Raw genomic sequence first — 26036 nt, 5'->3', positions numbered from 1 at the left:
ATAGTAACCAAACAGTCGAAGTTGGGCAAGAGGGAATTTTCTAATTGCCCGGCGGCCTTTCCTCCTTGCAGTTTTCGCCCCTACCCCAGCGAGCGGTTGAGGGAGCCGAGCTCGTCGTTGCCCATGGTGCGCCACATTTGGAAGATACAACCGCGCGCCAGGAAAAAGAAACCGTTGTCGACCAGTTGCACAGCGGCATCTGCCAGCTGATTCGTCACGGCGGACACTGGCGGCAGCTCTAGTCCAGCCTTGTGGATGGTCTCGACCGCTTCCTCGAACGTCGGAGGCTCGCTGACGCCCATCTCGTTCATAAGGCCCTGCATTTCTTCCAGCGCGCTGCTGCCCGACTCCTCGCCGCGCGGCACCAGACGGTAACAAGCCAGCGCCAGGTCGAGCTGATCGCAATTCCAATAGGCAAACGCCAAGCGATAGAACAGGTAGCCGATTGCAGAACGATCGCTGGCAATACGTAGGCCGTGGCGCGCCACCTCGATAATCTCGTCAAAGCGCTCCAGACGCGCAAGCACGTTGATGAGCGCAAAGTGCGACTGCATGGACGAGCGCGCCAGATCGTAAAGATGGCGCACCTCGGGCAGTGCTCGTTCAAAGTCCTCTTGCTCGGCGTAAAAGCTGCAGATCTCGTGCTGGGCAAAGTACAGCGCATCGGGCGCACGAAGGATTCGCACAGAGCGGTCTTCTTCCAACACCGGTAGCACCATGCGCACCAGCTGGTTATCGCAAAACTGCGTTTGAACCGGACCTGTCGCCAAAAGCTCGGCGACGGCGCACTTGGCCTCCAACTCCTCGACAAGACGGGAAAAGCCTTCAAAAGCACCTGTACGGTCGACTTTTGCCTGCTCGCGCAATTCAACAACACGGGCCACGTATGGGTCGTCGTCCTCTTCCATGACCTCCAGCTCGTCAGCCGTATCGGCAAGCAGCAGATCGCGCAGCGCCGGCGGCAGCATGCGATGGTCATCACGCGGACGAGCATGAACCTCCGCCGGCTCAATCGTCTCCGGAGCGGTTGACTCATACGCCTCAAGCACACGCTTGCACGGCATATCGTCCATGTCCATGCTCTCAAGATCCTTGGCGACAGGCACGCAATCGGCCAGATAGGCCGCACGCCCAAAGAAATACGTTGCAACAACGCACTCGCCCTGCTCACTGTCGGGAGCAGCAATCTGCACATAGCAGCGCGTGATGCAGGTGCCCGCGGCAAAACACGCTGCCGCAAGCGTGAGCGCCACGCGCGCATCGTGCTCCGCGGCCCAGATCGTGCGCGTGTCCTCGTCCAGCTCGTGCCAGGCGTCATCTTGAGCGTCGTATTCACGTTGCGGCATGGCATCAACGACAGACTGCCCAAACCGAACGAGCATAATCCCCTCGGCAACGTTTGCCCGATAGGTATAGTCGAGCCGCGTGACCACGTTAAGCGCCTCGACAATACGCGCGAAGCGGGTACGCACATCCCACTCACCGCCCGGCTGGCAAGCCACCGTACCCGGTTCGCCCCACGGGTTATCGCTCGAGGCCGTATCGAGCAGTCGAGGAACATCGTTGGTCGTCTTAGCGATATGCCACGCATCAAAGAGCGCGCAGCCCTCAAGGCTCGGCGACGAGGCCGCGGGGACCAATCCAGCCCCGATGCGCTCAAGGATGCCGGAGAGGCGGTTGAGACGGCACTCGATGGCAAGCAGCATGTCAATCTCGTCCTGGTCCAGCAGGCTACGATCAAAATTGAGATAGAAAAGCTTTGAACGATCAATGCGAGCCAGGCTCATCTCGGACTTGGCAGCGATGGTGCGCAGGCGGGGCAAGTCAATTTCACTCATAAGGGCAGCGGCATAGCGCTCGATACCGCTCGGATTCTCGGCATGGTCAACGCGGTAAAGCAGCGTCTCGATAGCATCAGGGAGCGGTGCCGTGTTAAAGCCCAAAAACACCTCGACCGGCTCGGGCAACTTTACGAGCTTGATCTTGTCGATAACATTTTGCATACCCTCGTCGAGTCCGCCGGCGTCCGCCGTGCTCGCAATGGCATTTTCGGAGTCAGCGAATATCACGTAGCGCAGGAACATCGATGCCATGAACTCGCCGTAAGGAAGGGAGCGGGTCGAATTCCATGTCTCGTGGTCGGACTGCTCGCGCATGGGGCCTTCGGGAGAGCCGACGGTTCGCGCGCACGCGCGCATTGTGCCGTTGGCTCCCCGAACCACAATCTCACCAATACCGGAGTCCGACTCGTCAAGGACCAGTTCCATGTCGGGATCGTTGGGCAGCGGAGCCTCGCTGACGGGGCGGTCCACCTTGTACACCTCACCCGAAACGCTTACGTAGCCCAAAAGCGACACATAACTTTTGCCAACAAATTCGACGACATAACAAGATTCATGCCGATCCTCGCCAAAGAGTTTCCAGACCACGCCATATGAGCGTCCCGCAGGCTGCTCGGGCATCGTCGGAAAGCGCTTTTTGGGATCGAGAAACCTGAGCTTGTATGTCGGACGCTCTGCCACGAAATATCACCCTGATCGGTCGCTTGAAGAAGGAGTGGTCGCGAATAAGTCGCGACATCTACTCGGAATCTTACACGAGTCGACAGGAAATCGTCCCTTTGGACGAAAGCACTCAAGCTGGCGCAAAAGAAAAGCCCCCGTTGCCGGGAGCTTTAATCTCAAATGGTGCGGCGTATAGGATTCCGCGCATCCGCTGCGCGGATCCGCACCGGCTTCGCCCGCCTGCCGGCGTGCTCGCCCGCGGGCTAAAAACGCTTCGCGTTTTCTTTACGCCCGCGCCTCGACCGAGGTTCGAATCAATGCGGTGTTTACGTAAAAGAAAAGCCCCCGTTGCCGGGAGCTTTAATCTCAAATGGTGCGGCGTATAGGATTCGAACCTATGACGTTCTGATTCGTAGTCAGACCCTCTATCCAGCTGAGGTAACGCCGCGACTTGTTGATTATTATGCACAGGGACTGAATAATGGTCAAGCATTTTTTCAAAAAAAGTTATCGAATTTGATTTTTAATCATTTGATGCAGTCGATCGACTCGATACTTTCAAACACGGCGAAAGCAACTCCTCAAGTATGTCGACATATAAGAAAAGCCTCCGTTACCGGAGGCTTTAAAGTTCAGTTGGTGCGGCGTATAGGATTCGAACCTATGACGTTCTGATTCGTAGTCAGACCCTCTATCCAGCTGAGGTAACGCCGCAACGCACGAATTATTATGCACGCGAGCCCCCGATGGGTCAAGCGACAATTAGAAAAAAATTTTACGGAGTGATAATTAAGTTGTTCGTGCCTCGACCGAGGTTCGAATCCATGCGGTGTTGCCATAAAAGAAAAGCCCCCGTTGCCGGAGGCTTTCAATTTCAATTGGTGCGGCGTATAGGATTCCGCGCATCCGCTCCGCGGATCCGCGCCGGCTTCGCCCGCCTGCCGGCGTGCTCGCCCGCTCGCTACGGACGCTCCGCGTCCGCTTCACGCTCGCGCCTCGACCGAGGTTCGAATCCATGCGGTGTTGCCATAAAAGAAAAGCCCCCGTTGCCGGAGGCTTTAAATTTCAATTGGTGCGGCGTATAGGATTCGAACCTATGACGTTCTGATTCGTAGTCAGACCCTCTATCCAGCTGAGGTAACGCCGCAGCGCATGACATATAAAACCACTTTAGCTTATTGGAGTCAAGCACAATTTCAAACTTTTTTGTGGAACGCAGTCTTGTCATGCTGCTCCGCATATACCGTCGTTCCCCGTACGATCGATTGGCTTTTCGATCACGTCAAACTTAGCATCAAGTTCCCTCAGGAGCGATCTCACCCGCTGGGCACAATCATAATCGGCAAACGAGATGCTCAACATGCGAGCAACCTGATTAGATGTCTGGACCCCATAGAAATGCTCTAGGGCCACAAGCCCCTCGTGCGCCACAAACGTCTCAACCACATGAGGCGACTCCTCGTAGCACCATTGCGTCAACGGCCCCCCCGCTCGTCTGTCGAACCACCAGGCCACCCATGCCAGACGGCTCACACGTTACAAGCAGGTACTCCCCGCCCTCGTCGCTCTCAAACAAAACCACCCGATCATCAAACAGCTCCATCGCGTCCCCTTTCTCTCGCTCTTATCTAGTAAAAGCATAGCAGGTAGATGGCTGTATACAGAACAGTTGTTCGTGTGTTTTCTATTGAGCTGTCCGCACAGCATGGTATGGCCGCACACAAAAAGGGCACCCCAAAAAGGAGTGCCCTAGCAAATCGCTTATGCAGCCAATCTACGCGACCGGCTCGATCTTCTCGAGGCCGCCCATGTAGGGACGCAGAACCTCGGGGATCGTGATGGTGCCGTCAGCGTTCTGGTAGTTCTCCAGAATGGCTGCCATGGTACGGCCAGCCGGCAGACCGGAACCGTTGAGGGTGTGCAGATAGCGCGAACCCTTGAAGTTCTCGGGGTCGCGATACTTGATGTTGGCGCGACGGGCCTGGAAGTCACCGCAGTTGGAACAGGAGCTGATCTCCTTGTAGGCGTTGTAGCTCGGCAGCCAGACCTCGACGTCGTAGGTCTGACGGGCAGAGAAGCCCAGGTCGCCGGTGCACAGGCTAATCACGCGATACGGAAGACCCAGCTGCTGCAGCAGGAACTCGGCCTCGGCGGTCATGCTCTCGAGCTCCTCGTCGGACTCCTCCGGCTTGGCAAACTTGACCATCTCGACCTTGTCGAACTCGTGCTGGCGAATGATGCCGCGGGTATCGCGACCAGCGGAGCCGGCCTCCTCGCGGAAGCAGGGGGTGAAGGCGGTGTAGCGGCGCGGCAGGGTATCGGCGTCGAGGACCTCACCGGCGTGCAGGTTGGTGAGCACGACCTCGGCGGTGGGGATCAGGAAGTTGTCGCCCGAGACGTGATAGGCGTCGTCCTCGAACTTGGGCAGCTGGCCCGTGCCGAACATGGTCTGACGCTTGACGACGATGGGCGGCCACCACTCCTTAAAACCACGGCTGGTGTGCGTATCGAGGAAGAAGTTGATGAGGGCGCGCTCAAGACGGGCGCCGGCGCCACCGAGAACGGTGAAGCGGCTGCCGGAGAGCTTGTTGCCGCGCTCGAAGTCAAGGATGTCGAGGTCGGTGCCCAGATCCCAGTGCGGCTTAAAGTCGAAGTCGAACTCGCGCGGGGTGCCCCAACGACGGCGCTCGATGTTCTCGTCCTCGTCCTTGCCGTACGGCGTGGCCTCGCAAGGAATGTTGGGCAGGTGAGCCATGAAGTCGTACTGCTCCTGCTCGAGGGCGGTGCGGCGCTCGGCCAGACCGTCAATCTTCTCGTTGACGGCGCGCACGGCCTCTTTGGCGGCCTCGGCCTCGTCCTTCTTGCCCTCCTTCATCAGGGCGCCGATCTTCTTGGACTCGGCATTGCGCGTGGCTTGAAGTTCCTCGACCTCGGTGATGACGGCACGACGCTCGTCGTCGAGCTCAAAGAACTTCTCGCGATCCCAAGACGTCTGGCGGTTAGCCATGGCGACATCGATGGCATCGGGGTTCTCACGAACAAACTTGATATCAAGCATTAGATCCTCCGGCGATATACATTCCATTTAGGTTGCAACCTTGTACATGTATGGGCAAGTATATACTTATGAGCGTTTACGACCCAACTCAACTACGCAAGAAGGCACCCAATGGACGCAGTTTTTTCCTTTTTGTTTGGCACCCGCACCGGTTTTGCCATCCTTTTCGCCGGCGGCATCCTGCTGTTTGCGATTATTGCCTTTGTAATGGAGAAGCGCACCCATAAGATGTATGTCGACCGCGGCCCCAAGTCCGAGGACGAAGAAGACAGCTTCTGGGACTAACCTGCCAAAAAGGGACAGGTTTATTTTGGTCGGTTTTATCTGGGCAAACGCAAGTGCCCCGCAACTGGAATTGAGCCAGTTGCGGGGCACTTTTCGCTAAAAGGACAAAACCGCAGGAAAAACCTGCCAACATAAACCTGTCCCTTTTTTGGTCGGTTTTACTGGAGGGTTGCGTCGATTGCCTTGACCAGGGCGCTGCGCATGCCGGCGTCCTCGAGCGCAACGACGCCCTTGATGGTGGCACCACCGGGCGAGCATACGGCATCCTTCATCGCCGCAGGATGCTGGCCAGTTGCAAGCTGCAGCTTTGCCGTACCCAGCACCATCTGGCTCACAATGCGATAAGCATCCGCACGCGGGATACCGTGCTTGACCGCCGCATCGCCCAGGGCCTCGATTGCCATGGCGACAAACGCCGGAGCGCAACCACCCACCGTGCCGCCCACAAACAGCAGGCTTGTGTCGAGCTCGACGACAGCGCCAAGCTTACCGAGCAGGTCGAGCACCACAGCACGCTGCTCGTCGTTAAGCGTCGAAGCCTTCTCGCAGGCGATGACGCCCTCGCCCACCGAAACCGGCGTGTTGGGCACCGTCGAGATATGCGCGACGCCCGGCAGGACCTGCTCCCACTTGGCACTGTCCCAGGTCCAGGCAACCGACAGAACGACCTTTTTGGCAAGAGCATCCTTGAGCGGGGCGAATACCTTCTCGATCATGTACGGTTTGACCGCAGCGACCACGATATCGGATGCGGCGACAACCTCGGCGGCATCGTGGCAGGCGACCATGCCGCGCGCCTCGCAGCGCTCAACCAGTGCGTCGTAGCGACCCGCGCAGGCGCACATGTCGCTCGCAGCTACACCGGCAGCGATCCAGCCATCGGCCATAGCGCTCGCCATATTGCCAAAACCGACAAATCCAATCTTCATATCGCATAGTCCTTTCAGACACATTCCTCAAAACGAAAGGTATTGTCCCACGCCATTGTTTCGTATTGCCGACCTATTTGTGATACGGCTCGCCACGACTGATCTTGCAGGCACGGTAAATCTGCTCCAGCAGCACCACACGCGCCAGGTTATGCGGCAAGGTAATGCGTCCAAAGCTGAGCATCTCGTCGGCTCGTGCGCGCACGTCATCACTCACGCCGTCCGAACCGCCGATTACAAAGGCAATGTCGCTGCTGCCTCGCAGCATAAGATCGTCGAGCCTCGCCGAAAACTCCTCGCTCGAGCGCTCCTTGCCCTCGATAGCCAGCAGGATCACATGCGCTCGAGATGGCAAGGCGGCAAGAATCGCCGCCCCCTCCTTGTCGCGCGCGGCATCCACGCCGCCCGCCTTAGCCGGGTCGATATCGGCCACCTCGCGGATATCCACCTTGGCATAGGCACCTAGGCGCTTGGTGTACTCAGCGCACGCGTCCTTCCAAAAGCGCTCCTTGAGCTTACCGACGCAAACGACGGTGTATTTCACGCGCGTCTACTCCTTCGAATCGTTTTGAACTTTGCCGGCGGCCAGCATCTGCTCGAACATCGAGGCCGACTGCGAAAAGTCGCTCGGCAGCACGACCGTCGAGGTTTTACCCGTGCGAGCGAACTCCGTCATCATCTCGGACCACTGCGTAAACATGAACAGTTGGTTGGCCTCGTCATTGCCGACACCCGTCTCCTGGATGATCTCGAGCGAATCTTTGATACCCAGCGCGATGGCCTTGCGCTGGTTGGCGATGCCCTCACCCGCCTTTTCCATAGCCTCGGCCTCGGCGGTCGCCTCGGTGACGCGCTTGATGCGGTCGGCCTCGGCGAGCTCCTGCGCGGCAGCGCGCTTGCGCTGGGCAGCGTTGATGTCGTTCATGGAGTTCTCAACCTCGGTCGGCAGTGCGATTTTGGTGATGAGCGTCGACACGAGGGTGAAGCCGTAGGCGGCCATCTGCTCGGAAACGGTAGCGTTGACATCCTTGGCGATGTCATCCTTCTTGGCAAAGACCTCATCGAGTGTGTAGACGGGGATGGAGGAGCGCAGGGCGTCGGTGATGAAGTCGCGCATCTGGTCGACGGGCTCCTGCAGCATGTAGTAGCTCTTGTAGATGCCCGAATCTGCCGGGCCGGCGCCCATGTCGTAGCTCACGTGGTACTGAGCGGAGACCTCAAGACCGATGGTCACGTTGTCCTGGGTCTTAACGTCGATGCCAAAACCGTTTTTCATGGTGCGCAGGCTCACCGTGGCGGCCTTGCGGTCGATCACGGGCACCTTCACGTGGAAGCCCGCGTTGACGATACGGTTGAACTTACCCAAGCGCTCGATGATTACGGCGTGCTGCTGTTCAACGACATAACAGGCGTTGGGGAGCAGCAGCAACAGGATGATGATGGGAATCAAAAGGCTGGTAAGGGCGGCGATGATACCGGAAAACAGCATGGTCTCTCCTCTAATAGGCACACGTTGGTACTAGGATACCCGTCCAAGGAGATCGTGCATAACAAAAAGAGCTCCCATTGCTGGGAGCTCTTTCAATCAATGGTGCGGGCGAAAGGACGTCCGCGTATCCGCTTCGCGGATCCGCACCGGCTTCGCCCGCCTGCCGGCGGACTCGCCAGCTCGCTAAAAACGCTCCGCGTTTTCTTGACGCTCGCTCCTTCACAGGTTCAAGTCCCTGCGATGAGCACATAACAAAAAAGCTCCCATTGCTGGGAGCTCTTTCATTTAATGGTGCGGGCGAAAGGACTTGAACCTTCATGGGGTTGCCCCCATACGGACCTGAACCGTACGCGTCTGCCAATTCCGCCACGCCCGCGTGCAGGAATTAGAATAACGGAGCGCCACCGCGAACGCAAGAACTATTTTTGAAAAAGTTTGCAGGCATTTTCCCAAGCGGCATGCGCGATTGTTTCGGCGTCCTCACCAGTGCGATCGACACGGTCGTTAACCAGCGCGTTTGCCGTAATGGAGATCATTGCGGGCTCGCATTCAAGACCGCGGATGGGCTCCGGAGCCATATACGGGCAATCCGTCTCGAACAAAATTCGATCGAGTGGGGTTGCCGCAAATGCCTCGCGCACGTCGTCGTTGCGCTTAAAGGTAGCCGCACCACCATAGGCGATATAGCAGCCCAGCTCCACAAAGCGCTCCATCGTGGCGCGGTCCTCGCCAAAACAGTGCAGCACACAACCGGCCTGGGGCACGCCCACCTCACGAAGCACGTTGTACGCATCCATATGCGAGGTGCGCTCCCCATCCGAGTCCTCGTGCCGCAGGTGCAACTCCACCGGCACATTGCAGCGCACGGCGACTTCGAGCTGACGTGCCATGCAATCAATCTGCACGCTGTGGGGCGCCGGCGTGACGTCGTCGTCGTAATCCATGTGGTAGTCCAGACCGATTTCGCCAATACCGGCGCACAAAGGGTCATCAAGCGCAGCAACAACCTGCGCGTGAATGTCGTCGGTATAGTCCGGCGCGCCATACGGATGCACGCCGGCAAGATACTTGATCTGCGGGATATCCTGCATCGGCAGAATTTCGCGCGTCAGCCAGTCGCTATAGTCCGTCACGCTGCGCTTGTCGGCGATGGGGTCGAAGACCGTCACCAACAGGTCGATGCCTGCCGCCTTGGCACGCACGAGTGTCTCGGGCACATCCTTGCCCCAGAACGAAAGCAGATGCGCATGTGTGTCGGCAAGCGGTGCCAAGGGCACGGGACAAGCAACCGTCTTCTTTTTCTTTGTAAACGTCACGCGTTCGGCATTAAGCGTCATGGGAAAGCTCCCGAGCCAGGCACACAAAGTCGGCGACGCCGAGCGTCTCGGCGCGCGTGGTGGGTGCGATACCGCAAGCCTCAAAGGCGGCATCGAGCACGTCCTTGGCAAAGCCGTTGGCGCTCATGGAATTGCGGATGGTCTTGCGACGCTGAGCAAATGCAGCATCAATCACGCGAGCCACAAAGTCGCGATCGAGCCCTTCGGGCACCACGCCGTCAACACGGTCGATACGCACGACGGCCGAGTCCACGTGTGGCGCCGGCATAAAGCAACGCGGCGGCACCTCAAAGCGACCCGTTACCTGCGCATACAGGCCAAGCTTTGCCGTATAGCCGCCATAGGTCTTGTTGCCCGGCACTGCGGCAATGCGATCGGCAACCTCCTTTTGCACCATGACGACGGCGCGCTTGAGCGCCGGCATCGTCTGGAAAAATTGCAAAATGATCGTCGCCGCCACGTTATAGGGCAAGTTCGCGACAAATACCGTCGGCTCACCGCCCGCAGCCTGCTCAATCTGCCCCGGCGTCACCCTGAGCGCGTCGCCCATGATAAAGCGGAAGTTGGCATAGTCGGCGGCGTGGGCATCGAGCACCGGCTCAAGCTCGGAATCGGCCTCAATGGACGTAACGCACGCCGCTTCCTGCAGCAACGCAAGTGTCAACGTACCGCAACCTGGACCCACCTCGAGTACGCGCTCGTCACCTGCAAGCTCGGCAAGCTCGCAGATACGTTCGATCACATGATTGTCGATTAGAAAGTTCTGGCCCAGGCGATGCTTGGTCGCAAGGCCAAACTCCTCCAGCAGCTCCCTGGTGGCCGTGGGGTTTGCCAAAGGCGAAGTTGTCATGGTTGCCTCCTTAGCATGATGGCGGCGTCTTGAAACGAAAGGGCATGGACCGTTGCGGCCATGCCCTTACATCTAAACAGCAAATTGCCGATATGGCGCTCGCGAAGTCTCTACGCCAGACGCGGGAACAGCGGATCGCCCTTCTCGACGGGCTGACCACCAGCAAGCAGGCCCCAAGCGCAAATGCCCTTGAGGTCGTCGCTCGCGGCCTCGCCCTCACAGGACAGGCGGCGCAGAGCCTCGGCAGAAGTCTGGGGCATGAGCGGCATCAGCAGGTGGGCGGCGATGCGGATGGCCTCGAGCAGGTTGTAGATCACAAATGCCAGCTCGTCAGCCTTGGCCTCGTCCTTGGCAAGCGCCCAGGGCTCGGAGTCCTCGATGTAGTGGTTGGCGGCGTGGATGAGCTCCATGACCTCATCCTTGGCTCCGCCGTAATCGAGCACGTCCATCTTGGCCATGTAGCGGTCGACCAAACCGTCGGCAATCTTTGCCAGCGGGTTATCGAACGCGTCGGCAGACGCCGGTTTAGCCGGGGCGCAGCCGTCAAAGTACTTTGCGCTCATGTTGAGCGAGCGCGAAATGAGGTTGCCCCAGCTGTTGGCCAGATCGGCGTTGTAGACCTGCTCCATGCGATCGAAACTGATGGCGCCGTCGGTGCCGGGAACGACATCGGTCATGAAGTAGTAGCGATAGCCCTCGACACCCAGCATGTCGATAACATCCTGCGGAGCGATGGCGTTGCCGCGGCTCTTGGACATCTTCTCGGCCTTGCCGGTCTCGGCATTGCGCACGGTCAGGAAGCCGTGGGCAAAGACGTGCTCGGGCAGGGCCTCGCCGATGGCCATGAGCATGGCGGGCCAAATGACGCAGTGGAAGCGGATGATGTCCTTGCCAACGATGTGGAACTGCGCGGGCCAGCGATAGGCAAGCTCGGCACGAGCCTCGTCGGTGTCGACACCGTAGCCGACGGCGGTCATATAGTTGAGCAGCGCGTCGAACCACACGTAGGTCACGTGGCCCTCGTCGAACGGGACCTGAATGCCCCAGTCAAAGCTCGTACGGCTTACGGAAAGGTCGTTGAGGCCGCCTTCGACAAAGCTGCGAACCTCGTTCATGCGGAACGCAGGCTCGACAAAGTCGGGGTGCTCGTCATAGAGCTTGAGCAGCTTGTCCTGGAACGCAGAGAGCTTAAAGAAGTAGGACTCCTCCTGCACGCGCTCGAGCGGACGGTGGCAATCGGGGCACAGGTGCTGGCCGACGCTGCCATACTCTTCGTCACCCTTCTGGACCTGCGTATCGGTAAAGTAGGTCTCGTCGGGCACGCAGTACCAGCCGTCATAGCTGCCCTTGTACAGGTAGCCGGACTCCTTCATGCGCTCCCACAGATACTGCACGGCGTGATGCTGGCGCGGCTCGGTGGTGCGAATGAAGTCGTCGTTGGAGATCTCGAGCTTGCTCCAAAGCTCCTTGAAGTGCGGAGCCTGGCTGTCGGTCCACTCCTGCGGCGTCATGTTGTGCTTGGCAGCGGCCTCGGCGACCTTCTCGCCGTGCTCGTCCATGCCAGTCAGGAACTTGACGTTATAGCCGGCAGAGCGGCGATAGCGAGCCTGAACGTCGGCGATGATGGTGGAATAAGCCGTGCCCAGATGCGGATCGGCGTTGACGTAGTAGATGGGCGTCGTGATAAAGAACGAAGGCTTGCTTTGATCCATGGGGTTTGTCCTCCAGAAAAACGTTGCATACAGGGGATGATTCTAGCGCAAGGGCTGGATATCCTCCATCTATTGCATATCGAGCACCATGGCATAGACATCGCGCTTGCGGCGCGAATACTTCTGAGACAGGCGCTTGGCCACCGCAGACGCGGGCTCCCCCTCCTCGAGCGCGGCGCGGATATCCTCGCGCAGGGCCTCGTCGGGATCCGCTGCCGCGGCACCAACCGGCGCGATACCGGCGTCCTCGTCCTCACTCGGCGGCGCGATGACCAGCGCGATCTCGCCCTTTACCTCGCCACGGGCACGCAGCTCCTCGGCAAGCTGGGCGGCAGATCCGCGCAGGACCTCCTCGTGCAGTTTGGTGAGCTCGCGGCAGACGGCGACATCGCGCTGGGAAAAGACCTCAGCCACGGCCTCGAGCGTCGCCACGATGCGATGTGGAGACTCGTAGAAGATGAGCGCGCCGGGGACGACGGCAAGGCGCTGCAGTCGGCGCACGCGGTCGCCGTGCTTGCGACCCAAAAAGCCTTCGAAGAAGAAATGCTCGCAGGGGATACCGGACGATACGAGTGCCGTGACGCAAGCAGAAGGCCCAGGAATAACCTCAACGGGCACATCGGCCTCACGCGCCGCCTCGACCAGCGCCTGGCCGGGATCGGACACACTCGGCATGCCGGCGTCCGAGGCAAAAGCGAGGGTCTCCCCCGCCAGCAGGCGGTCGACCAGGCCGGCGGCGCGGCTGGCGATCACATTCTCGTCGCAACGGACAAGCGGCTTGGAAATGCCCAGGTGCATCAGCAGCTTTGACGTCACACGCGTGTCTTCGCAGCAGATGGCATCGGCGGCGGCAAACGCCTCGCCAACGCGCGGGGACAGGTCGCCCAAGTTGCCGATGGGCGTGCCGACCACATAGAGTTTGCCCGTATGGGCGCTGTTTTGCGTCATATCAACCTATTCAATCATGCCGCGCTCGAGCGTACCGAGCGCCGCGCGGGCGTCCCATGCTGCAATGCGCTTCTCGGTCTTCCACGTTTGGAAGAACCAACCGGCAGCCGGCGCAAACGAAGCCAGCTGGTTAGCGATAAACACACGCTCGTAGGCGTTGCGGCCCTCGGGCGTAACCGACGAGTTGGCAAAGATGGCCGCACCAGACCATTCGCCCACCAGCACGGGAAACCCCGTCGAAATCGCCTCTTTGAGCTCACGCTTGTTACGCGAAATCGCCGTCGTCAGCCCGCGGGGGCTCGTGATGTCGAGCGCATACTCGTCGCGGTAATGGTACAGGTGAAGGTCCATGTAGACGTTCTTGTACTTGGCGCCGCGCATAAAGTGCTTCCACTCGCTGGGATACCCCGAAGACGAGAAGACGACGATTTTATCCTCGGGCATATACGAACGGACGAGCTCATAGGCATCGCGATAGAAGTTGCGCAGGTAGTGAGCCGGAATGCCATCCGTCATGGCAAAGAGGCTCTTGCGGACGCTCATCTGCGGCGTGTCCAGCAGCTCAATGCCCAGCAGGCTCTCGGCCTCACCGTAGCGATCGGCCAGGCGCTCGAGCACATCAAGCGCGACATGACGGCCGTTGGTGGACGAATGCCATTCGGCAACAACCTCCGGTGTGGTTGGCGAATCGTTGGAATCGCCCTGGCCACCGGGCACAGTTGCCAGATCGAGCAGCACGCGGATGTTGTACTTGCCAGCCCACTCAATTGCACGGTCGATGTAGTCGACAACCGAGATGTAGGAGGCATCGGACTCCTGTGAGCCAAAGGCATACCAAGGCACCGGCAGGCGCACGGCGTTGAGGCCGATCTGCGCCATACGGCGAAAATCATCCTCGCTCATAAACGTCTCGTAATGACGACGCATGCGCTCGTTATAGGCGGCGGTGCCCATGGCCTCCTGCAGCTCGGCCGCGTTGGATGCACCGGTCGCCGCGTACAGCGACGGGGTCACCCAAGGCTCGGGAATAAACCAGCCAGAGAGATTAACGCCGAGTATCCTCTCCATCACTGCCCCCTTCGGATCATGCAGGTCGAACCCGCATCGTATTGCATAGGATAAGTATCGTTTTGAGTATACCCGCGTGTGCGGACAGGCGACCGAACGGTCTGTAAAGTGAAGCGAAAGTGGGAGGAATGTCTGGGGCGGGCGGGCTCGGAATGGTGCGACGAGGTGTGTACGCGCGCCGGAGGCAGGCACCGGAAAGTGTGTCCCGTTCTATCGCTCAATAATGGGGCGCATTTTCCGCAGAACCCTACATAAAAGAAAAGGACCCCTTTGCAGAGGTCCTAGTCAATTCAAGGTGGCGGGGAAGGGAATCGCGTCCGCGCGCTGCGCGGACGGACCGCTGCGGCGCTTACGCGCCTTGCGAGCTGCGCTGGCAAACGCTTACGCGTTTACTCAGCTCCGCGCCCTCACGGGGTTCGATTCCATGTGGGGGCTGCATAAAAGAAAAGGACCCCTTTGCAGAGGTCCTAGTCAATTCAAGGTGGCGGGGAAGGGAATCGAACCCCTGACACGAGGATTTTCAGTCCTCTGCTCTACCAACTGAGCTACCCAGCCATTTGAGGTGTGCCTTGTTTCAAGGCTTGATTAGTATAACCAAGGACGCGTTCCGGTCAACCGAGAATTTTAAAAAAGTTTTTGAGCACAGCCTCGGTTCTATAAATCGGCACGTCAGAGACATCAGCCGGCAGCAAGAAGTTTTTCGCTCAGAGCCGCACGGGCAAACTCACTTGGCGTCATCCCCTCGGCAGCCGCCCGTCGACGAATGGCCTCCTTCATTCCCAGAGGAATCTTGACCGACAGCGTTGCCGTCCCCTCACCTGAGAGTGGGGGCCGTCCATGCACGATCCCACCAACGGTGTGTTCGCCATCCGGAAACTCTCCGCGCTCGTACGACTCGCACCACGCGTCAATCATTTCATCCGTTACAACCTGACCATTAGCGGCCGTATACGTCTTGCCCATCATCGACCCCTTTGCCGAGCCTGTTCAATCTCCTGCCAAACTTACCCAATTTCGTATGACGAAAGTCCGCTGTCGCCAATTCTTAAGCCGGCACGCGTTGGAGAGCAGGGGTCGAAACAATGATTGAAGAGCGCTCTAGTGCGGCCCAGGCGCCGGGGCAGGAGCACATACGCCAGGGACATACGTTTTCGTAGCGCGCGAGGATATTGCCGTCGCGATCGATGAAGGCGATGTCGATGGGATAGGCCATAAAACACGTATGGACCGAAGAGCAGCGTGGAAACGCCATGACAAGCGGCAGGCCGTTGGCGGCAACCGGGCACCGTCCCAGCATGCCGCGCAGGCGCACGACAAACGACTCCGCCACCGCAAACTCGGCCGGCGTCCAACCCAGCCTGTTGAGTGCCCGCGCGTAGGCGATGTAGGACGAGACCGCGGTCACATGACCACCCCCGGACGCCATGGATCGACCGTCACCGCGCGCTCGTGCGACAACGTTGTCGGCGCCCCCAGCGGAACGCCAGCGATGCTGAGAGAAGTCGGCCACGGCTCATAGTGCATGGTGCAGGTGTAGGTCCTAAACGTACCGGATAGGGAGAGCAGACCACCATCCGATGCCTCCGCGCCTTGCTCGCTCGACACTTCGATCTGCAAGTCATAGCCTTCCATGGCATTCAGAATTTGAGTCTGGACCGTCGCCGAGGCATCGACAGAGCTTTCGTCGCCCTCCCCCTCCGACGCCACGGCGTGCGCCAACACGATGTCGGGCACCACGCGGTCGAAGCGCGCGACAGCGCTGGCAAAGATCATGACGTTGTACACGATGAGTGCCAGCACCAGCAAAACGGGCGTAACCACTGCCATCTCCACCGTCGCTTGGGCGCGCTCCTCGCGCAGACGCATGCGGATACTCATTACGACCCACCGCCCAGAGCGCCAACCAGCGTGGCGACATCGACGGTGAGCGGGATGGAGCCGCCGCCGGACAGAGGAATCTCCGCAAGCGTGAACACCGTACCGCTGATGGTGCGTTCGACTTGATATTCCAACGCCTCGCAAAGCGCCTTGGGATCGGTCACGCCCAACGGAATACTTCGCAGTTTGTCTTGCGCTTGAGAGAGGCCAGCAATGTCAGACCCCGGGCTCTTAATGACGTTGGCGGAATCAGTCAGCACCGGCTTTCGCAGGCGCAAGTCGCACGGTTCCAGACCCAGCGCCGCCACGGACGCCGAAACGGTATCGCCGAGCCACGATGCAATGGAGCCCAACGCGCCGCTGCCCCCTCCTAGGCCTTTAATCATCTCGTCCATAAGTTCGTCGGCCGAACCTTGGATGTCTCCGTATCCCACAAGCAGCCGTCCCCAGACATCCATGACGCCGTCGAGCACGCCGGCAACGCCGCCCGAGCGTTCCTTCAATGTCGAGAAAAATCGCGAAAGCACGTTGTTTTGCGCCGTCGCCCCATCGGGCGCCAGCACCGCGGCAGAGATGGCACCGCGATCGCCAAGTCTGACTGCCGTGTTAAACGAAGAGTTGAGTTCATCGGAGCTCGAGATGGCACCCGAAACCGCAAAGGCAACCACGCCGTTGCGACCGGGCGGAGCGATACGCGGGCGCTCACCGGAAAGTTCTTTGATGGCGGTATCGAACGCATTGCCCGCACGGTCGGCTTCGTCCTCGGTCTGACGCTCGAGCTCGAGCTCCTTGTTGCGACAGTCGACGTAGTCCTCCAGGGCGTCTTTAAACTTGTCAAAGTGATACTCGAAGCCGTTTTCGATAGAGGTTGAAGGCGCCGCAACAGCACCAAGCGACAAAACGCCAAAATGGCATTTGCTGCATTTATCCTGTCCATCGTAATCGGCAACCGAAGCAAATCCGCTCGGCGTCCCTTTCTTATAGTTAGGGCAGGTCGTCCCGTAATGCAGATACGCCTTGTCATCGTTCACGCTCGTCGGCCACACCGCATCGGTATAGAGTTCCGTCGCCCGAACCTCATCAGAGTTGCGCGGCAGCAGCGGAATATAGGAGGAAACCCTGTCTCCGTTCTCGGTTATATATGCCCGATCGACCTCCGCGTTCGCATAGGTATAAAACGCCTTACGCGCCGCAGACTCTGCCTTCATCTCGACACTCGAGCCGTGGGGCTTCTCATTTGTCAGACGCCAATGGTAGTAGTCCTTCGCGCGATCAAGGGCAACTTGGGGCTCCCACGTAACGCTCGATGAGTAATGCGGATTTTGAACACCGGAGAGATCCGTTAGGCTTTTCGCACGCTCCCACATGCAAGAACAGCTGCCGACCGAGCCCTTGTCAGACCCACCACAATCCGCCAGCCAAGCACGCTCTTTAGCCTTCGCCGTGTCCTCAGAAGCCTTCCGCAGCTCCTCGGCCGCACACTCTAAATCATCTGATGTGTCTTTAATGGCATCGGTCGAGATCTCGGACCCCTCGAGCGCAGCGAAGTCAGACTCGGATGTCCTGGGCACGGCAAGCGCCGTACCGGTATAGGTCACACTATCGGTATCCTGCGCCGACACCGCCTGCGTGGCACGCGCGGCGATCAGATACGGCAGAGCCGTCTCGATTTTCTGTAAGCCTTCCGATGCGCTTTTGGCAAACTTGTTGCGCGTTTTAATGATCTCAATCCCGGTGTCGACCATATTGCCGGCAACCGGCTCGGCACCCGGGATGAGGATGGCGACCAGGCCCGTCCCGATCGTGGCAAACCCCGCCAGCCCCAGACTCAAGATGCTCGCATCAACCACCGTGGCAGCCGTGTGATAGGACGACACTACGTTGGCACCCGCCAGCGCGCCACTATCAGCCGCCACCTGAGTATCCCCGGCACGCGACATGCTCCATATCGCCGCGGTCGACGAAAACAACAATGTGAGCACCACTAGGATGACCACGGCAGAAGAAAGCGTGGTATAGGCGCCGTCTTCGATAAACAGATCGACACCGGCTCGACCCATAAAGCCGCCTCGTTTGCGGAGAGCGCCTGGTCGACGGCGGGCCGCAAACCCTTGCGTCACCCGCAACAGGCAGCGCCTAATCCCATGCAGCAATCCACGAATCATAATCTCCCTCCAGCCATTCGGGACGCGATTGATACGAGACATCGACCTTGAGCTCAACGTAGCCGCCCTCGGCGGTACCACCCATAGCCTGCGCAAACGCACCGATCACAGGCAACGGCTTGACCTCGCCGGAAACGGACACGGACGAGACGCCACCCGCACCGGCCCGGCCAAGCTCGATATCCCACGACAACGGCCCGCCGGCATGAAAGATCGAAACGTTGGGCACTGCGGCAAGTCGGCGGCGGGCGAACTCCTTAAGATCGTCGTCCTCCGCCGTCGTCGTGGTCATGAGCCGCGCGGTCTCGGCGGCGGCAGACTCCATGACCGCGCGCGTATAGAGCAGGCACACCGGTTGCAGCGCGAGAAGGATGAGTGTCAGAAACGTCGGCAGCAAAAAAGCGGCCTCGACCGTAGACTGCGCCCGGTCCTCGCGCGCGGCATCAATACAACGCGATGTCCTTAGCGGCCGCAGCGGCGTCGATAACCGACGTCGAGGCAACGCCATGGGATGCCGCCCGCTCAACCAGCGCCGCCAAGCGCCCATCGGTGCCGGCACGCCAAAGTCCCGCGATCGCCAGCACGATCGATAACAGCGCCACCGTGACGATGGCGTATTCGACCGTCGCCTGGGCAGATTCCTCACGCAGGACATCATGCATTTCACGATCCCTCCTTTGAGTCCGTTGCCTGCGGGCTCAGGCGCACGGCGCGCAGACGACACGAAGCATCGCCAGCATCCGCGGCAATTGTCACCATATCGACCCAGCCGCGTTCGTCGCGCACGATGGCGCCCCACACGTTTCCCTTGATGTCGAGATAGCCGCTCAGAGCAAGTTGCGCCGTGGGTACCTCGCGATAGGCACGCAGCATATCCGCCGCCGCTTCGGTCATCGGTCGGTCCTCGGACCATGCAAGCCGGACCGCAATCGCGTTGCCCTCAGGCGAATCCGTCGCAGTGCCAGACCGCTTGTCGAGCGTCCGCAGAAAGGTTTGCGCCGTGACAGCGACATCCGAATCGTCCGCATCTCGCATCTCATCTTTTTGAGACGCCACCGCCGAATCTGAGCCCAAATCGGAGGCGGTCCCAGGACGCTGCTGCCGCGCGGCGTTAAGCCCCCAAAGCACCGCCGCTATCGCCACGGTCAGGCAAGCAAACACCAGCAGCACCCCGATGGGGCGCTCGCCCTCTACAGGCTGTTGATGCCCTCGCTGATAGCGTTCCATAGATCTTGGACCTTGCCCTTAAATGCGACGATGGCGATAATCGCGATCACCACGAGCACGCCGACCAAGATGGCATACTCGGTGGTACCCTGTGCACTTTCCTCCTGCAATAGTTCCTTGGCGCGCTGACGAACATGTGCCGCCCGGCAAAACGCCCAGCCCTGGACCTTGCCAGCAGCGTCAGTCATCGTGTTCATGTATTCCTCCCTACATCATCCCGCCTGCTCCCAGCAGCGGGCCCAATATGGACAGAAGCAACGCCGGCAAGATGAGCGTGCCGGTGGGAATCAGCAGCTTGACGGGCGCACGCTCGATCTCGCGCTCGACCGCGGCGCGATGAGCCGCACGGATCTCGCGACTTTGAGCGGCCAGCGTCTCGGCAAGTGGGGCACCCAGGGCGAGCGCCTGCCCCACCGTGATGGCAAAGGTCTCGAGCGCTCGCACGTCCAGGTCGCGCGCGGCGGCCAACAACTCGTCCTCACGCGTGCCCACGCCCACCTGCCACGCCATGCAGGCGCGCTCAAGGCGAAGAGCCAGCACTGACCGGCGGTTGGCGCAGAAAATCTCAAGCGCCGCATCAAACGAAAGACCGGCCGAAAGACCCAAGCGCACAACATCGATCATCTCGGACACTTCGCCGAGCGACACTCGCGCCGGGCCGCCCGCTCCAACCGCGCCCTTCACTCGCGCGGTCAGAGCATCGACCACCGAGCGACCCGCGGCAGCGACCAGCACCGCCTCGCGCTTGCAGGCCCCTGCGATCTTGCGTGCATCCGCCCGATCCAAACCCGTCGCGACAAATACACTCAGGGCGCACAGGCAAGCCGCAACTGCAACCGGGGCGCTCATAGCTCCACCCGCATAATGCGCCGGATAACCACCAGGGCAACGGCGTTGAGGGCAAGACCCAGCACCACAGCGCCCGCGCCGGCAGGCGTCGCAAGACCGCGACGAAAATCTGCCGAAAGCAGCGCCAACACCGCGCACATGCCCGCCGGCATCGCCGCGACCATATGCGCAGACATGCGAGCCTGCGACGTCTTAACATCCAGACGGCGCTTGAGCTCAATGCGCTCCCCCACCATGCTCGACGCCTCGGACAGTAAGTCGGCAAGCGGAGCGCCGGTGCGCTGAGACACCTTAAGCGCCAAGGTCACAAGTGAAAGACCGGGGGCGTCGATACGCACGAGCAAGTCATCGAGCGCGTCGGTCGCCGAGACGCCGCAGTCGATTGCCGCCGCCACCCGCAAAAACTCGGTATGCACTGGCTCTTGCGCATGAGCGCCCACAAAGCGCATGCCCTGGGCCAGCGAATGTCCCGAGGCAAGCGACATGGAAAGTGCGGTAAACGCCTCGGGCATTGTCTCTTCTGCATCGTGTTGCTCGCGCCGGCTCTCAAAGCCATCCCAAGCGGCACCAACGGCAAACGGAGCAACAAGTCCCAAGGCAAATCCGAGGGGCGATAACGACACCATCGTTAGTAAAACGCAGCAGACACCGCTCGATAGCAGCAGAAACGCCAAACGTCCCGAAGCATCTTCGATCACGAGGCCAAGGCGATGCGCCGGAGCCAGCGATGCCCACGAACGGGCGATCTTTTTCAGCAGATCGTTTTCCACCAGCTCACGCGGCAGCTTCTCTGCCACCGTCTCGAGCGCCTGACGTGCCAGCTCCGCCGGCGGTACCTGCGGCACACGAGGTTCCGCCCCGCACGCCGTCGCGACAGAAAGCCCTGCCAAGCCCCCTACGACGAGGGGCACAGTGATCTCCATTCGTCCACCTCCTCTTGTGTGAGCGTCCCCGACCGCAGGCCTTCTGCGATAAACGGCGGCTCGCGGTCAAGCGTCCAGGTGCGCTCGGCGGCATCGAACGTCACATAGCGCTCGAGCTCTACGCCGCCCGATGCGGCGCGTCGCACCCCCGAATACGAGGAGACGAAGCGCCTGCCATCGGCGTGGCGCTCGGACATCACGATGCCGTCGAGCGCCATGGCAATCTGCTCCTCGATGAGCTCGCTCGGCAGATCGATGCCATAACGTGCAAGCAACGTCAGACGCACCACGGTCTCCTGTTCTGAACCCGCATGAAGTGTGGTGAGCGACCCGTCGTGGCCCGTGTTCATGGCCTGCAACATGTCGCAGCACTCGGCACCGCGCACCTCGCCCACCACGATGCGGTCGGGGCGCATGCGTAGGGCATTAGTTACCAGGTCGCGGATCGTCACCGCGCCCTCGCCCTCAATTGAAGCCTCGCGCGCCTCTAGGCGCACCACGTGCGGATGATGCGCAAACTTGAGCTCGGCAGAGTCCTCGATCGTCACGATGCGCTCGCCGGTGGAAATCTCACATGACAACGCGTTGAGCAGGGTGGTCTTACCAGATCCCGTGCCTCCCGCAACCGCCAAGTCCTGCCGCAACGACACCGCGCACGACAGCAACTGCGCATACCAAAGCGGCAGTGACCCCAACCCCACAAGCTCGTCCAACGAACAGATACGGTCCGAGAACTTACGGACGGTGAGGATTGGCCCGTCGATCGCCACGGGCGGAATCACCGCGTTGACGCGATAACCCGTCTTGAGGCGGGCGTTGACGATGGGACTACGCTCGTCGATACGACGGCCGAGCGGCGAGATGATACGGTCGATGAGCACACGGATCTGCTCATCGTCCTCAAACGCGTGCTCGATGGGATACAAAACGCCACTGCGCTCAAAAAAGGCAGAGCGACAGCCGTTGATCATGATTTCGGTAACGGTGTCGTCCTCGATGAGCGGCTGCAGCGGTCCCAGGCCCACCACGTCATCCAGGATCTCGTCGATGATGGTCTCACGCTCAGGCGTCGCCAAGTCGGTCGGCTCTTCCACGTTGAGCGCCGCCTCCACCGCCGGACGTAACTCAGAGCGGGCAAGGACCGGATCGACGTAAGCACTGATGCGCGCCACCTCGTCGTAGCCCACGCGGTCCATCACCGCACGCTTGGTGCGGCGTTTAACGGCACGGCGGCGTCCCGCATCAACAGGGGCAGCCGCGGCGGCCGAGCCAGCAGCTTTAATCCTCGTCTGCAGACTCATCGCGAATCACCCTCACGCGACCAGGGAAGACGGATGCGGGGGCGCTCGGTGCGGGTCGCGCGGTCGGCGACCATATCGCTCCAGGGACCGACGGCGCAGCCCAGCTCCACGAGCATCTCGCGCGTAGCCTCGCGCACGCTGGTCGCAAAAGCGCTCGTCTGACCCACCGCCTCGTCGGCGCGACCGAATGCCATGAGCGCGGCCAAATCCTGACCGCCATCGGCAATGCGGATCTTGGAGCTCAGTGCGCAGGCAATCTCGAAGCGTATGGCGACGTCCTCGTCGGCACCGCGCGCACCAAACCGGTTGAACACGGCGCTCATGCGTGTGCGCGGCACGCCCACACGGCTCGCCAGCTCAATGACACGCGAAGCGGATGTCGCCGACGATACTGCCGCATCGCCTACGACCAGGCAACGGTCGCTCGCCGCCACCGCGGCGGCCACGGCATCACCCCAAAAGACCGAGGTGTCGACAAAGACCACGTCGGATTCGCGACGCAAAACATCGAGCAATAGCTCCACCGGACGTGCCATGAGCTCGGCCTTCTCGGGGGCCGCGACAGGTCCCCAGAGTGTGACGCCCGGGGCGACGCGCATCGATGCGGCCACGATATCCGGCTCGGCAAGTGCGCCAGCCGCCGACGGCTCGATAAGCGTCGCCATATCGTGCGGGGCATCGACACCCAGCAGATCGTATAGGTTTCCAAACATGAGGTCCAAGTCGAGCACAGCGGCACGCAAACCCAGCAACGACGCCGCATGCGCCATGGTGGCAACGATCGTCGACTTGCCGCAACCGCCCGAACCCGAAACAGCACAGACGACCGGTGCCCGACGCGACGGAATCGAAGCGTCGGCCGACAGCGCGGGGGCTGACGGCGCAGGAACCGGCGACACGGACGCGGGCGATAACATCCCCGTCTCCCCCGCCGCGGTCACGTGCTGAGCCCAAGCCGGCATGGCAGGCTGCCCGGTCTGCGGTTCCGAAGCTAAAGACGCAGCGGCACACGGCTCGCCAGCCCCGGCAAAACCCTCGACCTCGTCGAGCTCATCGGCCAGATTTACGCCGTGCACGTATCCCATATCTTCAGCCAGAACGTCATCGCCATACGGCACCGGCCCTCCAGCGTCATCGTATGCAAGGGGGTCCCGGGGGCGCCGACCATGCTCGGCTTCCGCTTTTCCATATTCATCAACACGCGGGCCTCTTGTAGCGCGAGGCGCCCCGGGTTCCCTATCAACAAAAGCATCGGGCTCAATCGTCATGCGCCGATCGGAATCAACCGTTCCCTCACCCGCGCGCCCGTTGCCGCACAAACTGTGCGCAGCGATGACCTCGGTCGCCCCCGCGCGAAACAGCCCTTCGATATCCGACGGGTCGAGTGTCTCGATCAACACGACGACACGACTCACGCGGCCCTCGGCCGTCAGGCGCGCAACGGTCTTCCGCACGTCTTCGGTATCGAACAGAGACGCCGCGATGATGGCGGCACCGCGACGCGACGGAAACGCCCGCGCCATGGATACCAGCCCGTCCAGGTCGCCCACGCGAAGCACCTGCGCGCCCACATCGCGACCCTCGACTTCCTGCTGTAGCAGCCCGTAATCGCCGCACGCGCAGCACGCAAGCCAGATCGCCTTCATCACTCGTCGCCTCCGCTCTTTTTGCCGCGTGCCGTGGCGGGAATCGTCAAGCTGACCGTTCCCTTTCCCGAGGCTCCCAGCAATTCCTTGACATCTTCGGGGTCTGCCGCCAGCGTCACCCACTCGATCTTGCCTTCACGCGTGGTGCCGGCATCTTCGCTGGTATCGATCACGTACGCGCCGCACAAACGATCGGTCACGCCATCTTTTTGCACGTACACGTCCACATAGCTGCCCACGCCCGTGGCGCCGCCGACCGAGTGCTCGGCATCGACCGCCACCGAAACGGCCACTTTGCCTTTAGGCACCTCGAGCTTGTGGCTCTCGGCCTTGGTGTAGACATTGCAAATCACGGCGTTTTTGGGAATGCGCGAGGTCGTCACGTCGCCGCGCACCTGACGCAGCTCGGTCGCCGCATCACGCGGCAGCAGACTCGCCAGCCATTCCTGAGTTATGACATTAGTCTCGTCGAGGGTCTCGCCCGCATCGATATCGCGCGCCGCGACGCACACCTCAACGCGGTCGCCGCCATATTTTGCCAAAGTCTCGGCCTGGGCCTGCTCGGCTTGCGAGCGGATCGACGAGCCGTAGACCATGCAGAGCGCCGCGGCAAGCACGCCCGCGACCAAACTGATGGCGATGCGCTTGCTCTTGTTCACGGCCGCTCCTCTCAAGGTAGCACCGGGCAAATGCCCGTACCACCATTGTCTGGGCGACCAGGGCGCAAAGCGGCGCAATCGCAATCTTGGTTTTACGTGTCAAACCAATTGCTGACCAAAAGCTGACCAGCCCGTCAAGCTCGTGGCAAGGTTTTGGTCAGAACGTCGGCAAAACGTATATTTAGAGGCGATTTGGCAGCAAAAAAGCCGCCTCCCAAACAGTTGGAAGACGGCTGTCATAGGAAAATTCAATTACAGATGGACATCGGGGTCGAGCATTTGGGCACTCACGCGCATGGATGACGCCAGGTTTTGGAACGTTTCCAGACGCAGACTGTCGATCTGTCCGGCATCTTCGGCCTCGCGAACGGCGCAACCCGGCTCGTGAGTGTGCGTGCAATCGCCAAACCGGCACGCACGCGACGCCTCGACGATCTCGGGGAAGGCACGCGCCAGGCCCCGCTCATGCCCCACAAGCGGCAGGCTGCGCAGGCCCGGGGCATCGGTGATCACGCCGGCGTCGCCCGGCAGCGCCACCATCACGCGCGCAACCGTGGTGTGGCGACCTTGGTCATCACGCTCGCGCACGCCGCCAGTGGCCAGCGCATCGTGGCCCAGCAGCGCATTGAGCAGCGTCGACTTGCCGGCACCCGACTCGCCCAAAATCATGGCACAGCTCCCGGCGGGCACGCAGGCGCGCACTTCGTCTAAGCCGCGGCCCTCGGCAGAAGACGTCACGATCACGCGCGCGTCCGAGCCAACCAAGCGATGCACGCGATCCAGGTCGCGCTCGAGCTCCTTGGCTTCGCAGCGGTCGGCCTTGGTGAGCACCACCACCGGCTCGGCATCGCAATCGAGCGCCAACACCAGTGAGCGCGCCACGCGATCGAGCAGCACCTCGCCGGCGCCGAGCGCCTGCACGATCAGCACGCTGTCGACGTTGGAGCAGAGCACCTGGCGCTCACCGCGGGCACGGCCACGCCAACGCTCAAAGCTCGTACGGCGCGGCAGTACGCACTCGATCACGCCCATGTCGTGCCCGGGAGCACGGCGAACCGCCACGCGGTCGCCCACGGCGGGCAGCAAGACCTCGTCCTCGCCACGCGACTTGGCAAACCCTACGGCATGCTCGGCACGAAACGTGTCATCGGCAGTCGCCACCAGCGGAAACCCGCGGTCCAGGCGCACCACGGCACCGAGCTGCATCT

Annotated in this window: 25 protein-coding genes and 5 tRNA genes; 1 reads left to right on the top strand and 29 read right to left on the bottom strand. The window is 60.8% G+C overall.

The genetic code is table 11. The features are described from left to right. Positions 1–80 precede the first annotated feature (80 nt). The 5 genes from DW233_RS00520 to serS all read right to left on the bottom strand — a co-directional run bounded on the left by DW233_RS00520 (position 81) and on the right by serS (position 5562). Positions 81–2522, bottom strand: a complete 2442-nt coding sequence (locus DW233_RS00520) for a lipopolysaccharide assembly protein LapB (RefSeq protein WP_118266171.1) — start codon at positions 2520–2522, stop codon at positions 81–83. 353 nt (positions 2523–2875) lie between these two features. Further along, positions 2876–2952: transfer RNA gene (locus DW233_RS00515), tRNA-Arg, on the bottom strand. A 189-nt stretch (positions 2953–3141) separates the two neighbouring features. Further along, positions 3142–3218: transfer RNA gene (locus tag DW233_RS00510), tRNA-Arg, on the bottom strand. 356 nt (positions 3219–3574) lie between these two features. Next, positions 3575–3651 (bottom strand) — tRNA-Arg (locus DW233_RS00505). 627 nt (positions 3652–4278) lie between these two features. Continuing rightward, the gene (serS, locus tag DW233_RS00495; protein ID WP_117637377.1) at positions 4279–5562 is read right to left on the bottom strand and encodes a serine--tRNA ligase; all 1284 of its coding nucleotides are present in this window, start codon (positions 5560–5562) and stop codon (positions 4279–4281) included. A gap of 111 nt (positions 5563–5673) precedes the next feature. Between serS and DW233_RS10305 the strand changes: the two genes are divergently transcribed. Further along, positions 5674–5847 (top strand): DUF6724 family protein, encoded by a 174-nt coding sequence (locus DW233_RS10305; RefSeq protein ID WP_168170424.1) that lies wholly within the window; start codon positions 5674–5676, stop codon positions 5845–5847. A 158-nt stretch (positions 5848–6005) separates the two neighbouring features. Here DW233_RS10305 and proC read toward each other — a convergent pair whose 3' ends face one another. The 24 genes from proC to rsgA all read right to left on the bottom strand — a co-directional run bounded on the left by proC (position 6006) and on the right by rsgA (position 26034). Continuing rightward, positions 6006–6776 carry a pyrroline-5-carboxylate reductase gene (gene proC / locus DW233_RS00490; protein WP_089572672.1) on the bottom strand — a complete coding sequence of 257 codons (771 nt, stop codon included), beginning with the start codon at positions 6774–6776 and terminating at the stop codon, positions 6006–6008. A gap of 73 nt (positions 6777–6849) precedes the next feature. Further along, a complete protein-coding gene (gene rlmH, locus DW233_RS00485; RefSeq protein ID WP_117563694.1) occupies positions 6850–7320 on the bottom strand; it encodes a 23S rRNA (pseudouridine(1915)-N(3))-methyltransferase RlmH in 471 nt (156 codons plus the stop codon). A gap of 6 nt (positions 7321–7326) precedes the next feature. Further along, positions 7327–8265, bottom strand: a complete 939-nt coding sequence (locus tag DW233_RS00480; protein WP_055250521.1) for an SPFH domain-containing protein — start codon at positions 8263–8265, stop codon at positions 7327–7329. Positions 8266–8554: 289 nt separating this feature from the next. After that, a tRNA-Leu gene (locus tag DW233_RS00475) sits at positions 8555–8641 on the bottom strand. Positions 8642–8684: 43 nt separating this feature from the next. Then, a complete protein-coding gene (locus DW233_RS00470; protein ID WP_118266169.1) occupies positions 8685–9602 on the bottom strand; it encodes a TatD family hydrolase in 918 nt (305 codons plus the stop codon). Further along, positions 9592–10452 carry a 16S rRNA (adenine(1518)-N(6)/adenine(1519)-N(6))-dimethyltransferase RsmA gene (gene rsmA / locus DW233_RS00465; RefSeq protein ID WP_118266168.1) on the bottom strand — a complete coding sequence of 287 codons (861 nt, stop codon included), beginning with the start codon at positions 10450–10452 and terminating at the stop codon, positions 9592–9594. The genes DW233_RS00470 and rsmA overlap by 11 nt, the downstream gene beginning before the upstream one ends. A gap of 110 nt (positions 10453–10562) precedes the next feature. Beyond that, complete coding sequence (gene metG / locus DW233_RS00460; RefSeq protein ID WP_118266167.1) at positions 10563–12164, bottom strand: methionine--tRNA ligase; 1602 nt, start codon at positions 12162–12164, stop codon at positions 10563–10565. Between the two features lie 69 nt (positions 12165–12233). Next, positions 12234–13112: a 16S rRNA (cytidine(1402)-2'-O)-methyltransferase gene (gene rsmI / locus DW233_RS00455; protein WP_118266166.1), complete on the bottom strand. Its 879-nt coding sequence runs from the start codon at positions 13110–13112 to the stop codon at positions 12234–12236. A 6-nt stretch (positions 13113–13118) separates the two neighbouring features. Then, positions 13119–14180: a glycoside hydrolase family 5 protein gene (locus DW233_RS00450; protein ID WP_118266165.1), complete on the bottom strand. Its 1062-nt coding sequence runs from the start codon at positions 14178–14180 to the stop codon at positions 13119–13121. A gap of 482 nt (positions 14181–14662) precedes the next feature. After that, a tRNA-Phe gene (locus DW233_RS00445) sits at positions 14663–14735 on the bottom strand. A 123-nt stretch (positions 14736–14858) separates the two neighbouring features. Next, positions 14859–15143, bottom strand: a complete 285-nt coding sequence (locus tag DW233_RS00440) for a ribbon-helix-helix domain-containing protein (protein ID WP_035137167.1) — start codon at positions 15141–15143, stop codon at positions 14859–14861. A gap of 82 nt (positions 15144–15225) precedes the next feature. Next, the gene (locus DW233_RS00435) at positions 15226–15585 is read right to left on the bottom strand and encodes a DUF192 domain-containing protein (RefSeq protein ID WP_233502638.1); all 360 of its coding nucleotides are present in this window, start codon (positions 15583–15585) and stop codon (positions 15226–15228) included. Next, positions 15582–16058, bottom strand: a complete 477-nt coding sequence (locus DW233_RS00430) for a TadE/TadG family type IV pilus assembly protein (RefSeq protein WP_117655490.1) — start codon at positions 16056–16058, stop codon at positions 15582–15584. The genes DW233_RS00435 and DW233_RS00430 overlap by 4 nt, the downstream gene beginning before the upstream one ends. Then, positions 16058–18118: a hypothetical protein gene (locus DW233_RS00425; RefSeq protein WP_118266164.1), complete on the bottom strand. Its 2061-nt coding sequence runs from the start codon at positions 18116–18118 to the stop codon at positions 16058–16060. Before DW233_RS00425 ends, DW233_RS00430 begins: the two co-directional genes overlap by 1 nt. Before the next feature lie 76 nt (positions 18119–18194). Continuing rightward, positions 18195–18731 (bottom strand): TadE/TadG family type IV pilus assembly protein, encoded by a 537-nt coding sequence (locus tag DW233_RS00420; RefSeq protein WP_117839813.1) that lies wholly within the window; start codon positions 18729–18731, stop codon positions 18195–18197. After that, positions 18667–18885 carry a hypothetical protein gene (locus DW233_RS00415; protein WP_117563704.1) on the bottom strand — a complete coding sequence of 73 codons (219 nt, stop codon included), beginning with the start codon at positions 18883–18885 and terminating at the stop codon, positions 18667–18669. The genes DW233_RS00420 and DW233_RS00415 overlap by 65 nt, the downstream gene beginning before the upstream one ends. Position 18886: 1 nt before the next feature. Then, positions 18887–19450 carry a hypothetical protein gene (locus DW233_RS00410; protein WP_128620524.1) on the bottom strand — a complete coding sequence of 188 codons (564 nt, stop codon included), beginning with the start codon at positions 19448–19450 and terminating at the stop codon, positions 18887–18889. Further along, on the bottom strand, positions 19414–19647 hold the full coding sequence (locus tag DW233_RS00405) for a hypothetical protein (protein WP_089572694.1): 234 nt from the start codon (positions 19645–19647) through the stop codon (positions 19414–19416). Before DW233_RS00405 ends, DW233_RS00410 begins: the two co-directional genes overlap by 37 nt. A gap of 10 nt (positions 19648–19657) precedes the next feature. Next, entirely contained in the window at positions 19658–20299 is a 642-nt protein-coding gene (locus DW233_RS00400) for a type II secretion system F family protein (RefSeq protein ID WP_055250542.1), read from the bottom strand. Continuing rightward, complete coding sequence (locus DW233_RS00395; protein WP_118266163.1) at positions 20296–21222, bottom strand: type II secretion system F family protein; 927 nt, start codon at positions 21220–21222, stop codon at positions 20296–20298. The genes DW233_RS00400 and DW233_RS00395 overlap by 4 nt, the downstream gene beginning before the upstream one ends. After that, on the bottom strand, positions 21195–22523 hold the full coding sequence (locus DW233_RS00390) for a CpaF family protein (RefSeq protein ID WP_118266162.1): 1329 nt from the start codon (positions 22521–22523) through the stop codon (positions 21195–21197). Before DW233_RS00390 ends, DW233_RS00395 begins: the two co-directional genes overlap by 28 nt. Continuing rightward, the gene (locus DW233_RS00385; RefSeq protein ID WP_118266161.1) at positions 22520–24169 is read right to left on the bottom strand and encodes a P-loop NTPase; all 1650 of its coding nucleotides are present in this window, start codon (positions 24167–24169) and stop codon (positions 22520–22522) included. Before DW233_RS00385 ends, DW233_RS00390 begins: the two co-directional genes overlap by 4 nt. Beyond that, on the bottom strand, positions 24169–24828 hold the full coding sequence (gene cpaB, locus DW233_RS00380; RefSeq protein ID WP_233547885.1) for a Flp pilus assembly protein CpaB: 660 nt from the start codon (positions 24826–24828) through the stop codon (positions 24169–24171). The genes DW233_RS00385 and cpaB overlap by 1 nt, the downstream gene beginning before the upstream one ends. A gap of 252 nt (positions 24829–25080) precedes the next feature. Then, a complete protein-coding gene (gene rsgA, locus DW233_RS00375; protein ID WP_199574552.1) occupies positions 25081–26034 on the bottom strand; it encodes a ribosome small subunit-dependent GTPase A in 954 nt (317 codons plus the stop codon). Positions 26035–26036 lie beyond the last annotated feature (2 nt).

This window comes from Collinsella sp. AM20-15AC (assembly GCF_003471405.1).
Classification (GTDB): Bacteria; Actinomycetota; Coriobacteriia; order Coriobacteriales; family Coriobacteriaceae; genus Collinsella.
This window is presented reverse-complemented; position numbering and strand designations above follow the sequence as displayed.

Excerpts from the sequence above, each read along its gene's own strand:
- DW233_RS00430 (WP_117655490.1), bottom strand. The coding sequence starts at position 16,058 with ATGAGTATCCGCATGCGTCTGCGCGAGGAGCGCGCCCAAGCGACGGTG.
- DW233_RS00470 (WP_118266169.1), bottom strand. The coding sequence starts at position 9,602 with ATGACGCTTAATGCCGAACGCGTGACGTTTACAAAGAAAAAGAAGACG.
- metG (WP_118266167.1), bottom strand. The coding sequence starts at position 12,164 with ATGGATCAAAGCAAGCCTTCGTTCTTTATCACGACGCCCATCTACTAC.
- DW233_RS00440 (WP_035137167.1), bottom strand. The coding sequence starts at position 15,143 with ATGGGCAAGACGTATACGGCCGCTAATGGTCAGGTTGTAACGGATGAA.
- DW233_RS00390 (WP_118266162.1), bottom strand. The coding sequence starts at position 22,523 with ATGAGTCTGCAGACGAGGATTAAAGCTGCTGGCTCGGCCGCCGCGGCT.
- DW233_RS00480 (WP_055250521.1), bottom strand. The coding sequence starts at position 8,265 with ATGCTGTTTTCCGGTATCATCGCCGCCCTTACCAGCCTTTTGATTCCC.
- rsmI (WP_118266166.1), bottom strand. The coding sequence starts at position 13,112 with ATGACGCAAAACAGCGCCCATACGGGCAAACTCTATGTGGTCGGCACG.
- serS (WP_117637377.1), bottom strand. The coding sequence starts at position 5,562 with ATGCTTGATATCAAGTTTGTTCGTGAGAACCCCGATGCCATCGATGTC.
- DW233_RS00425 (WP_118266164.1), bottom strand. The coding sequence starts at position 18,118 with ATGGGTCGAGCCGGTGTCGATCTGTTTATCGAAGACGGCGCCTATACC.
- DW233_RS00395 (WP_118266163.1), bottom strand. The coding sequence starts at position 21,222 with ATGGAGATCACTGTGCCCCTCGTCGTAGGGGGCTTGGCAGGGCTTTCT.
- DW233_RS00415 (WP_117563704.1), bottom strand. The coding sequence starts at position 18,885 with ATGCATGATGTCCTGCGTGAGGAATCTGCCCAGGCGACGGTCGAATAC.
- proC (WP_089572672.1), bottom strand. The coding sequence starts at position 6,776 with ATGAAGATTGGATTTGTCGGTTTTGGCAATATGGCGAGCGCTATGGCC.
- DW233_RS00400 (WP_055250542.1), bottom strand. The coding sequence starts at position 20,299 with ATGAGCGCCCCGGTTGCAGTTGCGGCTTGCCTGTGCGCCCTGAGTGTA.
- rsgA (WP_199574552.1), bottom strand. The coding sequence starts at position 26,034 with ATGCAGCTCGGTGCCGTGGTGCGCCTGGACCGCGGGTTTCCGCTGGTG.
- DW233_RS00450 (WP_118266165.1), bottom strand. The coding sequence starts at position 14,180 with ATGGAGAGGATACTCGGCGTTAATCTCTCTGGCTGGTTTATTCCCGAG.
- DW233_RS00420 (WP_117839813.1), bottom strand. The coding sequence starts at position 18,731 with ATGGCGTTGCCTCGACGTCGGTTATCGACGCCGCTGCGGCCGCTAAGG.
- DW233_RS00385 (WP_118266161.1), bottom strand. The coding sequence starts at position 24,169 with ATGAAGGCGATCTGGCTTGCGTGCTGCGCGTGCGGCGATTACGGGCTG.
- DW233_RS00405 (WP_089572694.1), bottom strand. The coding sequence starts at position 19,647 with ATGAACACGATGACTGACGCTGCTGGCAAGGTCCAGGGCTGGGCGTTT.
- rsmA (WP_118266168.1), bottom strand. The coding sequence starts at position 10,452 with ATGACAACTTCGCCTTTGGCAAACCCCACGGCCACCAGGGAGCTGCTG.
- DW233_RS10305 (WP_168170424.1), top strand. The coding sequence starts at position 5,674 with ATGGACGCAGTTTTTTCCTTTTTGTTTGGCACCCGCACCGGTTTTGCC.
- DW233_RS00410 (WP_128620524.1), bottom strand. The coding sequence starts at position 19,450 with ATGGAACGCTATCAGCGAGGGCATCAACAGCCTGTAGAGGGCGAGCGC.